General features: G+C 41.4%; 11 protein-coding genes and 1 pseudogene. 5 read left to right on the top strand and 7 right to left on the bottom strand.

The features are described 5' to 3' along the window. Window positions 1-153: 153 nt before the first annotated feature. Together AT15_RS07135 and AT15_RS07130 are read right to left on the bottom strand one after the other, a co-directional pair. The gene (locus tag AT15_RS07135; RefSeq protein ID WP_068347868.1) at window positions 154-1,317 is read right to left on the bottom strand and encodes an ATP-binding protein; all 1,164 of its coding nucleotides are present in this window, start codon (window positions 1,315-1,317) and stop codon (window positions 154-156) included. Window positions 1,318-1,687: 370 nt separating this feature from the next. After that, a complete protein-coding gene (locus AT15_RS07130) occupies window positions 1,688-2,227 on the bottom strand; it encodes a histidine phosphatase family protein (protein WP_407656277.1) in 540 nt (179 codons plus the stop codon). A 175-nt stretch (window positions 2,228-2,402) separates the two neighbouring features. On the opposite strand from AT15_RS07130, the pseudogene AT15_RS10135 reads away from it, so the two are divergent. From AT15_RS10135 to AT15_RS07120, 3 genes and pseudogenes are all read left to right on the top strand, one after another. Further along, window positions 2,403-3,071 (top strand): annotated as a pseudogene (locus tag AT15_RS10135) (IS701-like element ISKol8 family transposase); the annotation flags it as partial. Between the two features lie 209 nt (window positions 3,072-3,280). After that, window positions 3,281-3,556 carry a type II toxin-antitoxin system Phd/YefM family antitoxin gene (locus AT15_RS07125; protein WP_068347866.1) on the top strand — a complete coding sequence of 92 codons (276 nt, stop codon included), beginning with the start codon at window positions 3,281-3,283 and terminating at the stop codon, window positions 3,554-3,556. Beyond that, window positions 3,553-3,936, top strand: coding sequence for a putative toxin-antitoxin system toxin component, PIN family (locus AT15_RS07120; RefSeq protein WP_068347865.1), 384 nt, complete (start codon window positions 3,553-3,555; stop codon window positions 3,934-3,936). Before AT15_RS07125 ends, AT15_RS07120 begins: the two co-directional genes overlap by 4 nt. Before the next feature lie 122 nt (window positions 3,937-4,058). Here AT15_RS07120 and AT15_RS10280 read toward each other — a convergent pair whose 3' ends face one another. Next, a complete protein-coding gene (locus AT15_RS10280; protein WP_161484660.1) occupies window positions 4,059-4,220 on the bottom strand; it encodes a hypothetical protein in 162 nt (53 codons plus the stop codon). A gap of 242 nt (window positions 4,221-4,462) precedes the next feature. Here AT15_RS10280 and AT15_RS07115 point away from each other — a divergent pair, with 242 nt between their 5' ends. Then, on the top strand, window positions 4,463-5,908 hold the full coding sequence (locus AT15_RS07115; RefSeq protein ID WP_068347863.1) for a radical SAM protein: 1,446 nt from the start codon (window positions 4,463-4,465) through the stop codon (window positions 5,906-5,908). 18 nt (window positions 5,909-5,926) lie between these two features. Continuing rightward, window positions 5,927-6,505, top strand: a complete 579-nt coding sequence (locus AT15_RS07110; protein WP_068347862.1) for a TetR/AcrR family transcriptional regulator — start codon at window positions 5,927-5,929, stop codon at window positions 6,503-6,505. Between the two features lie 18 nt (window positions 6,506-6,523). On the opposite strand, the gene AT15_RS07105 is transcribed toward AT15_RS07110, so the two are convergent. From AT15_RS07105 to AT15_RS07090, 4 genes are all read right to left on the bottom strand, one after another. Next, a complete protein-coding gene (locus AT15_RS07105) occupies window positions 6,524-7,348 on the bottom strand; it encodes a MurR/RpiR family transcriptional regulator (RefSeq protein ID WP_068347861.1) in 825 nt (274 codons plus the stop codon). A gap of 2 nt (window positions 7,349-7,350) precedes the next feature. Continuing rightward, window positions 7,351-8,340: a BMP family ABC transporter substrate-binding protein gene (locus tag AT15_RS07100; RefSeq protein ID WP_068347860.1), complete on the bottom strand. Its 990-nt coding sequence runs from the start codon at window positions 8,338-8,340 to the stop codon at window positions 7,351-7,353. Between the two features lie 152 nt (window positions 8,341-8,492). Beyond that, on the bottom strand, window positions 8,493-9,734 hold the full coding sequence (locus AT15_RS07095; RefSeq protein WP_068347859.1) for a Glu/Leu/Phe/Val family dehydrogenase: 1,242 nt from the start codon (window positions 9,732-9,734) through the stop codon (window positions 8,493-8,495). A 20-nt stretch (window positions 9,735-9,754) separates the two neighbouring features. After that, on the bottom strand, window positions 9,755-9,946 hold the full coding sequence (locus tag AT15_RS07090) for a hypothetical protein (protein ID WP_068347858.1): 192 nt from the start codon (window positions 9,944-9,946) through the stop codon (window positions 9,755-9,757). Window positions 9,947-10,041 lie beyond the last annotated feature (95 nt).

Here is a 10,041-nt window from a genome sequence, read left to right as displayed (position 1 = left end):
CCTTTATTTTATCCTACATCGCAACCCGGTTCCTAATGTATTTTTACGCACAACCTACAACCTACAACGAAAAACTGAGAACCGTGAAAGCCGCTGCGCGGGCACGAGAGACGAAGATCAGAGTAAAAAAGGAAGAGCAGGCTCTAATATTTGTCAGTACGCAAATCCAAGCAACCACAGTGGGGTTACATTCCCGTGAGGCAAATCTATATTGTCACGTATTACGTAATCAGCTCTATTTATTGCTTTACTTTTTCCACCCACTTCAATAACTACGCCATCTACAAGAAAATCTCCTGCTTCTTCATTCTTGCAGGCAAATACTTTTTTACCGGTGTTAGAAAAGACTGCGGTAACAAATGCTTCCCGTCTTGTTCCAATGTTACCTCCAAGAACAGAGTAAAAAGATGGGTCAGCCAGGAAAATTTTGGCTCCTTTTGAGAAGGTTTTAGTGTCGTTCTCACGATAGATTATTCTTATCAATCCCGTGGCATCCATAACGTGTAACAATTGGTACAGCTTTACTTTTCCTATACCCCATTCGTTGCACATGCCTTCTACATTTATTGTTGGAATCTTCGACATAGCGAGATAACCTATTATTGCATTCATCAGTCTAAAGTGAATATCGGTGATCTGAGGCACAAAAAAAGGAATGTCTCCATGAAGGGTTTTCTCTATAATATTCACTATTTGTTCTCGATAATCCCATTCCAGAAACACGGGCCTGAATCCTTCTTCCATAAAATTCTGAAAGGCGTAAAGAATGTTGACCGAATCCATGGCTTTCTTGACAAGATCTCTATCTGGTGAGAGTGGATTTATTGTCGGAAGAACAACCCCCTCTTTAAGAAAAAGATACTCCCTGAAAGACAACAAAGGAATTTCTATTCTGGAAAATCTTCGGGATAGATCAGCAATTCCATGCCTTAAAATTAAGCTACTGCTATCGCTAGCCCAAATTATTTTATCCGGAAAGGCATCGTATAGTGCTTTTAAGTGAACACTCCAATCTTTAGCATAATGTACCTCGTCTATGGCAATTCCTTCGTATCCTCTCATAAAAATGGCATTTCCAAGATCCCAGAGGTTTACAGCTGAAACCAGAGGATTGTCAGCAGAAAGATAAAATATCCTCTTATTTTTGATTCTACTAAGAATGAAAGTGGTTTTTCCAACACCCCTGGGGCCGAAAATTAAAACCGCTCTGTTTTTGAACTCTATTCCTTCAAAAAAAGGCCTTAATCTTTCAGGCAAGTTTTGAAGTTTTCTCTCTTGAATTAGGCTAAGAATTTCTATTGTTGAATCAAGATTCATAAGCATGCCTCCTATTTACGTTCTTTATCAGAACGATTATATCATAATATCGTTCTGCCGTAGAACTATATGTGAATTACACTAACCTCAATAAACCAAAAATCAATCCTTCACCACTTCAATCTTCCTTTTAATTCTCGGATGAATTCTTTAGCAAATTTCTGCTGCTCGGCATATTTTTTTTCGCCTCAGCAAGATAACACTGCCCTTTTCCCAATATATTTTTCTCTATTTATTCAATCGTTTCCTCTAACGTTTGCCCCCGTACCGAACCTGTTATCTATGACTTAACTATTAGGAACGTCTTCCCACTCTCTATCATATGGGCATCGTGAAGAATTTTCCCTCTATTGAAAAGATACTATTGTCATTATTTCACATGGGCAATTTCTTTTATTTTCCCACTTTTAAAACTCAATTTATAAATATCCGGCATTTTGAGTTGTTTCCAAAAGCTGTAGTCGTAATTGTTGTCAAAGTAGTTCATTATCAGTACCATTATATTTCCGTGTGTTCCAATAACAATATTTTCGCCTTCGAATTTATCAAGCACTTTATTTATTCCCTTAATCCCTCTTAATTGAGCTACTTGATTTGATTCCCCACCTTCAAATGAAAAATTATAATCCCCCCATAACATATCCATTGCAGCATTAAAATCTTTCACAGGCTCTTTTGATATTTTCCTTTCCCTTAATTCATCCCATATTTCGAATACACATCCGAGTTCATCATACAAACCTTGCACAGTTTGAATTGCCCGGGCATACGGGCTTGAAATAATGACTGTTATGTCCATACCTAACAATATTTCCTTTGCCTTTCCAGCATCTTTAATTCCCTTCGGTGATAAAGGACGCCCTATTTCATCTGGCGTATATATCGAATGCGCGTGCCTGACTAAATAGATGTTTGTGCTTATGATGTCTTCACCTCCAATAAAAAAACGCCTCTCTGAATAATATTTGAGAAATCCATAACCCCAAACTATGCACTTAGAAGAAAAGGAACAAAGGTCATTGAAAAAGGCATGGGAACCTAGTAAATTAGTTGTGAAGCCCAAACACAACATATGGAGGTTTCCCATGCCCACAACTAATATACTACAACTTCTAAACTCTATTCTAAACTCTATGTGTGAAGAGATTTCTTTATCTAGGTCTGAATACAAAAAAACAATGCTTGATTACACCAGGGGCCGCCATATATTATTTTAAAAGCATCAGTACAATCGATAGGAAAATGAGTCATTCTCAGTCATCTTTCTCACGAATGCTTTCAAAAACCATGGTTATCACTTCGCAGGTCAGTCTGTCTCCATTCTTAGATGTTCGAAGCTTAAAAACAACATTGGCCTTGTAGATGGAGCCATTATGTGTAGCAGGATATTTGCAAAGGTTGTCAATTGCTTCGCCTATAATCGGCATGCTGAGAACCAAATAGAGTATGAGATAATCAATCATTACAGCAAAAGAGAGACTGTGGAAGAATTTTTCAAGCAGGCAAAAGGTCTTTTGGGGTTGGAAATAAAGGTTTATTCATAATGTTCTACCGAAAGCATGCTGAACTTGTGGCTCTCTATTTCACGTTGTGATGATAGCGAGATACTATTTGAATGTCAAAGACTAGATGAAATTCAAAGAATTCGTTGAGCAGTAAGTAGAGCAATATCATCTGGAAAATGCTTTTTTACCATGTTCGCTTTGCTTGTTCATAATCCTAAAGCCTTTTTCTCTTCTCTTTCTGGTTTCATTAACCAACTGCATAGTTTGGGATCTATGAAAAACAAACTAAAAGAGTTAGCAAATAACGCCAAGAGCAAATCATCCAATCTGCCAAACTGCTTTTTAAAGGCGTGGGAAAATACTGTTTCGCCAGCGAGGAAAATTGATATGTATGTTATAATGTATGTAGTTATGCATGCACTTGTATGGCAATTCTTCTATGAATGGAGGTGACTGATGTGAAATTTATTCCTTCAAGAGAATTAAGAAGCAACCCATCGAAGTTATGGAAAATTCTTGATGATGAAGAGATAGTAATCACTTCAAAAGGAAAACCAAAGGCAATAATGATAAAAGCCGGTGATGATGTGGAAGCGTTATTGAAACTAATAGATCAGTCTTTGGCTCAATTTGCTGTTGAGAAGATGAGACTTAGTTCAATGAAATCAGGAAAATCAAAGCTGAGTGATAAAGAAATTGAAGATGAAATTAGTAAGGCCAGGAGAGAACTTTGAAGGTTGTTATTGACACAAATGTGCTTGTTTCAGCATTGCTTAAGCCATATAGCAAACCTGCTTCAGTTTTGAACAAGGTGATTGCCGGTCAAGTTACTCCTTGCTTTGACGCAAGAATTATTAATGAATATAGAGAAGTTCTTCTAAGAAAGAAATTTGGTTTTGACCCTGCTTTGGTTGAAATTTTGCTTCGCTTTTTAGAAAAAAACGGGATTTTTGTTACTCCCCATCCCATAGATGCATCGCTTCCTGATCCTTACGATCTGCCCTTTTATGAAGCAGCTGTTTCAGCCAGTGCTGTGATAATTACCGGTAATAAAAAACACTTCCCGGTTGATGATGTAGAAGTTCTTTTACCTGATGAATTTTTGAGAAGATAAGTACAATTAACCGGACAAGTTTATTAAAAGCCAAGAAGGTTACTTTCCAGCGTGTCGTACCACCAGCAGTTGCATTGTCATTTGTCGTATTATCATTCCTCGCTCCACCAACCCTCGTACCATCAACCGTCGTTCCACCATTTGTCAGCCTCCGCAAGCGTCGTCCCATCAATAGTCGTCCCACCAACTGTCGTACTATCATCTGTCGCCGCACAGCGGCTCTCGGCTCTCGGCTTCTCGTGTTTTTCTTGCAAACTTCGCATCACCAACAGTCGTTCCATCATCTGACAGCCTCTGCAAGCGTCGCATCATCAATAGTCGTACCACCAGCAGTCGTTTTATCATTTGTCGTATTACCATTTGTCAGCCTCTGCAAGCGTCGCTCCACCAGCAGTCGTTCCTCAAAATGTGTTATATCTTCCCATCATTCTTGTTCCATAATAGTAAAGAACATGCATAATAAAAGAAACCTGTGCAGAGTAGTATTTTACCGACCGGTAAGTAAAAACTTTATGGGGGTGAACACATGGGATTTGTAGATAGTATGAAGCAGTCCATGCTTAAGCAGGCCGGGAAGTTTGTTGGAAGTGTGGTGAGAAATTCATCTGAAGAAACCATTTACAGGCTTTTCTCGACTGTTGCTGCACTTAGCAAGGAACCGGCTAAAAGCGGTTTGAAAAAGCTCGCCAACATGGCGAAAGAAAAGCATCCTATGATCACATCATGGAAGGAAATCTTCCAGAAAGCTAGTCCAAAGGCTGTTGAAAAGGTTATGACCAATCTCGTAATCAACGAATTTGCCGTAGGCGAAAAAATCAGGCAAGAGAAGATGATGGAGCACCAATTAGTTCCGCCAAAGCTTCTCGTAATCAGCCCCACTTATGCTTGCAACCTTAACTGTGTAGGCTGCTACGCGGGATTGTACGGCAGGAAGTACCAGCTCTCTAAAGAGGAAGTATGGAAGCTCATAAGGGAAGCAAATGAACTCGGCATTTACTTCTTCATTATTACCGGTGGAGAGCCCTTTGTATGGCCGCATCTCTTCGAAACCCTGGAAGAATTTAACGACAGTTACTTCCAGATCTACACAAACGGCACTCTCATCACCAAGGAGAAGGCTGAAAAGCTTGCTGAACTCGGTAATGCAACTCTTGCCATTTCAGTTGAAGGCTTTGAAGCTGAAACTGATTGGAGAAGAGGAAGGGGTGTCTTTGCAAAGATCCAGAAAGCGTGGGAGTACCTGAGAGAAGCAGGCGTAATATTCGGCTCTTCAGTAACCGCCACGAAAATGAACCATGATGTCATGATGAAAGATGAATTCTGGGATTATTTGAAGGAAAATGGCGTGTCTTATGTCTGGGTATTCCAGTTTATGCCGGTAGGAATGAATCCTTCCATGGATCTCGTGCCAACACCGGAACAGAGGTATGAAAGGTTCTTCAAGACAGAGGAACTAAGGCTTGGAGGGAAGTTTGCCTTTGTCGCAGATTTCTGGAACCATGGTTTCCTTACCCACGGCTGTCTTGCTGCCGGTTCTAAGTATTTGCACATCAACGCCAAGGGTTATGCAGAGCCCTGTGTATTCCAGCAGTTCGCTGTTGACAGCATAAGGGATAAGAGCCTTCTTGAAATTTTGAAATCACCGTTCTTCACAGCTTATAAGAGAATGGTTCCATACAGTAATAACCTGTTCAGACCCTGTCCAATCATTGACAATCCCAAAGTACTCAGGGCTATGGTGAAGAAGTTCAACGCAATCCCTCAACATGATGGAAGCGAAAGAGTGGTTACCGAACTCGCGCCCGAACTGGACAAACTCGCTGAAGAATGGAAGGTCTATGCTGATAAGCTTTACTATGAACACGGCTATGCGGAAACCCATCCTTCGAAGCGCGGCATATACGATTTTGAAACCAGAATGAGGAGATACGCAAATAACGAAGAAAAACTCGCCCTTGACAAAAAGGCGTAAGAATGGCGGTGACCCCCGGTGAAGAAAAAGTTATCCACAAAGGAAAGGATCCTGTTAGCAGCAAGGAAGGCCTTTGCCGAAAAGGGGCATGATGGTGTAAGCATGTCTGAAATCGCCAGTATTGCCGGGGTAAAAAAAGCGCTGATTTACTATTATTTTCCAAGCAAAGAAGATTTATACTACGACGTATGGCGATATTCGCTGGATGAGCTTGAAGAACACCTTTTCAAAGAAGTGGATACAGAAAGCGTGTATCTGAAGAAGATAAAGAGGTTACTCAAAGCATATGTTGATTTTGTCACCAACAAGAGAGATACCATTAAGATTATCCAGCGGGAAAAAGGCAATTTGGCCAGAGAAGACCTTGAGATGTGGAAAAAGGCAAGGGAGAGATACAACGAGCTCAGGAGCAAAATTTCCAGATTAATCGAATCAGGGAAAAACAGCAAAGAAATCCTGGAAATAGTGGATCCTGAGGTAGCTGCCGAACTCATTCTAAATGGTTTGAATATCACCGATGACCCGGATAAGCTCGACAGAATAAGAGAGATTATCTGGCGAGGTTTATCCAGTACAATAGAAGGAGCCGGGAATTGATCCCGGCTCTTTTCTCCTCTAACGTCTTTTCAAATCGAGTACTTCTTTGAACTTTTCGTAATACTCTTTCGCTTTTTCATCTCTTTTCAATACTCTGATGAATAGCTCATCTATCACAAAGGCCTGTACTATTCTCGTTGCTATGCCACCGTCTCGCAAGATGAGCTTTTTGAAATATGTGCTAAGCGAAACGTCAGCTTCTTCTGAAAGAATTGAGCTTTCCGGCGCAATGGATATCACCTTTGCTTTGAAGTGCTTCGCATGCTTGACAGCTGCATGCAAGTCCCTTGAAGTTCCGGTGCTGGAAATGGCTATAACCGCATCCCCTTCCTTTAACCTGGAAGCCGATATCATCTGCATATACCCATTTTCGATGTGTTGCACCCTTTTGCCTAGGAGAACCAGCTTGTGGTAGAGATCAAGCCCCTCGATGGAATCAAAGCCAAAGGAGTAAATATCCACATATCTGGCATCGCTTAATATTTTTGAGGCTTTCTCGAGCTCTTCGCTTTTCAGGTGCGCAAGCTCAGCCTCTATTAGCTCTGCCACAAATCCATTGTAGTTTCCAAAAGTGCTTTGAAGGTCATCGAAATTAACATTTCTTGAAAGCGCAAGGTTTATCTCTGAGGCAAGGGTGAGCTTCAACTCTGAAAAACCGCTAAACCCCAATTTTCTGCACATTTTTATTACTGTTGAAGGAGCGGCACCGGCTTTTTCAGCGAGAAGCTGAACAGACATCTTCACAGCGCTTTCAGGGTTCTCGAGAATGAAACGGGCGATTTTCTCCTCAATTTTCGTCAGAGCAGGTAGTTTCTCGTTGAACTGGTTTATAAAACTCTTCAACTTCATTCCCCCAGAACGTCGATAAGGGAGTATTTCAAGAGTGTGTAGTAGGCTTTCACAATCTCCCTAATCCATTCTGGAACGTATTTTTTGTAGTTCTCATCTTCAAAGGTAAATCCAATTACGCCTTCGGAAACGCCGACCCTTATGTTTTTCCCATAGATCAGCTGTCCTCTGCTGGCATCGACAATGATATCGTATATCACCCTGTCAATGTGTTTCAAGGCACAGGCCAATATCGTGCCTGGCTTGAAGGGAATTATGTTTGAATCAACACCCATCACGTATGTTCCCCTGGTGCTTGCTTCGTCTATGATGCCAATTCCTGTACCTCCCGCTATGGAAAGTATTATATCCACGCCTTTATCGTATTGCTCCGCGGCCAATTCTTTCCCCTTGGTCGGGTCAGCCCAGCTTCCTGCTACGCTGAAAACGACTTGTGCATCGGGAGTAACGAGCTTTACACCCTTCTCATATGCTGGTTTCATTTTTTCCGTCATCGCTGGATAGGTGTCTCCCGCTATTAAGCCTACAATGTGTTCAGGATTTGAGCCCGCCAGTTCAGAACGCGTAACAAGGCCGGCAAATATCCCGGCTAAAAAGGCCATCTCTTCATCGCGAAAACCTATTGAGTATACATTCTCAATTTCTTCATTGAGAATACCGTCAACAAGAACTATTTTCTGTTCAGGAAATTCAGCCGCCACTCTTTTTACAGGGTCGGGCATGCCTTCTGTTAGAGTAATCAACAGGTCATATTTTCTTGATGCCGCCATTGATCGAAGTAACGGTTCCCATTTCCCCGGGTTGTATCCACCTTCTACCAATTTGACACTTATTTCAGTTCCTTCGGCCTTCTCTGCCCCCGCCGCAACGAGTTCGTAAATGGGATTACCCCCGATTTCCCCGGGAATGAGTATTCCCACGTTGTACTTTGCAAAGGCAATTGCAATCGCTGTGAGTACCACAAGAAGAAGTAGCGTCCTTTTCATAATGCACCTCCATGCAAAACAAACATCCAGAAAATAATATTTCCTTCATAGTAAATATTATTCGCGTTTGATTTCCATGGAGTTGCGCAGCTGGAAAGATTAGTTTAAGTTCAGGAGCTTCAACTCTTTATTATTATAACAGAAAGCCTCTATCATGGATAAAGACCTCTCTTTTCTAGAGCGTACAAAACCCTATTTATTGCGAGTATATATGCTGCGGTTCTCATATCAACATCGTGCTCTTTTGCTATTTCTCTGGTTTCGGTATAGGCTTCATTCATCATCATTTCGAGGTTTTCCCTTATCTGGTCTATTTTCCAGAAAAACGCCTGAAGGTCCTGAACCCATTCAAAATAGGAAACGGTTACACCGCCTGCATTGGCAAGGATATCGGGAACCACAAGCACGCCCTTTGTTTTCAATATTTCATCTGCTTCTGGAGTAAGAGGTCCATTTGCGCCTTCAACGATAGCCTTTGCTTTTACGTGATTTACGTTTTCGGTGGTGATTGAGTTTTCCAGAGCCGCTGGTATGAGAATATCTGCTTCTATGCTGAATATATCTTCGCGGCTCAGTTTCTCTCCATCTGAAAAGCTATCCACTCTTCCAAATTTTTTCTTGTGTTCAATCAGAGCTTCAATATCAAGGCCCCTTGAATTGAATATTCCTCCTTTGCTATCGCTTACTGCCACTATTTTTGAGCCAAGCTCTTTCTGGCTCAAAAGAGCTGAGAATTGACCGACGTTGCCAAATCCCTGTACAGCAATAGTTGCCTTTGATGGCTCAATACCTACGTCTTTACAAGCCCTTTCGACACATACCTTTACACCCCTGCCGGTAGCCTCTTTTCTTCCCTCTGAACCTCCAAGGTTGACTGGTTTGCCGGTTACAACCCCCAACGAAGTGTATCCCACATTCATACTGTACGTATCCATGAACCACGCCATGACATCGGGATTGGTGTTGACGTCAGGTGCTGGAATATCGTTCTGTGGACCTATAATTATTTGTATCTCCGAAAAGTATCTTCGGGATAGTTTTTCAAGCTCTTTTTTGCTGAGTTTTTTCGGATCCACTTTTATGCCACCCTTTGCCCCACCGTAGGGGAGGTTCATGACTGCTGTTTTCCATGTCATCCAGAAAGCAAGGGCTTTCACTTCATCCAGTGTAGTATCAGGGTGATATCTTATGCCACCTTTTGCCGGACCCCGCACGGTGTTGTGCTGGACTCTAAACCCTGTAAATACTTTTATTGAGCCGTCGTCCATAACAACAGGAAATTCAACAATAAGAGATCTTTTGGGTCTCCTTAGTATCTCTGCGTACCCTTCTGGCACATTGAGTACCCCAATAGCTTTATTAAACTGGTATAGAGCATCTTCATAAAGACTCACCTATTTCACCCCCTGATACATTATTCGTCGTTTGCCCAATCACCACCATAGGTCTGTTTCAGTTCAGGATCTTCTGACCAATTGAATTGACCCGGCTCTTTTTCCAGATGAAAAATCACTTTGTCTTCTTTAATTTCATAAGATATTGGCTCCCATCCCTCTCTTATGAGTTCTTTCAGTTCCTTTAAGCTCTGTGTGTTTCGTCTTTCCATAAAAACCACCTCCCACATTAATGTTATTTGTTTGGGCAATGAAATACTGTATATTTTAAGAATAAATCCGGTTGCGCTGCCAAATAAGTTTTAGT

Origin of the sequence: Kosmotoga arenicorallina S304 (genome assembly GCF_001636545.1) — a bacterium.
Classification (GTDB): domain Bacteria; phylum Thermotogota; class Thermotogae; order Petrotogales; family Kosmotogaceae; genus Kosmotoga_B; species Kosmotoga_B arenicorallina.
This window is presented reverse-complemented; position numbering and strand designations above follow the sequence as displayed.

Coding starts and splice junctions, on each gene's coding strand:
- AT15_RS07135 (WP_068347868.1), bottom strand. CDS start 1,317: ATGAATCTTGATTCAACAATAGAAATTCTTAGCCTAATTCAAGAGAGA.
- AT15_RS10280 (WP_161484660.1), bottom strand. CDS start 4,220: ATGATGGAACGACTGTTGGTGATGCGAAGTTTGCAAGAAAAACACGAG.
- AT15_RS07115 (WP_068347863.1), top strand. CDS start 4,463: ATGGGATTTGTAGATAGTATGAAGCAGTCCATGCTTAAGCAGGCCGGG.
- AT15_RS07100 (WP_068347860.1), bottom strand. CDS start 8,340: ATGAAAAGGACGCTACTTCTTCTTGTGGTACTCACAGCGATTGCAATT.
- AT15_RS07090 (WP_068347858.1), bottom strand. CDS start 9,946: ATGGAAAGACGAAACACACAGAGCTTAAAGGAACTGAAAGAACTCATA.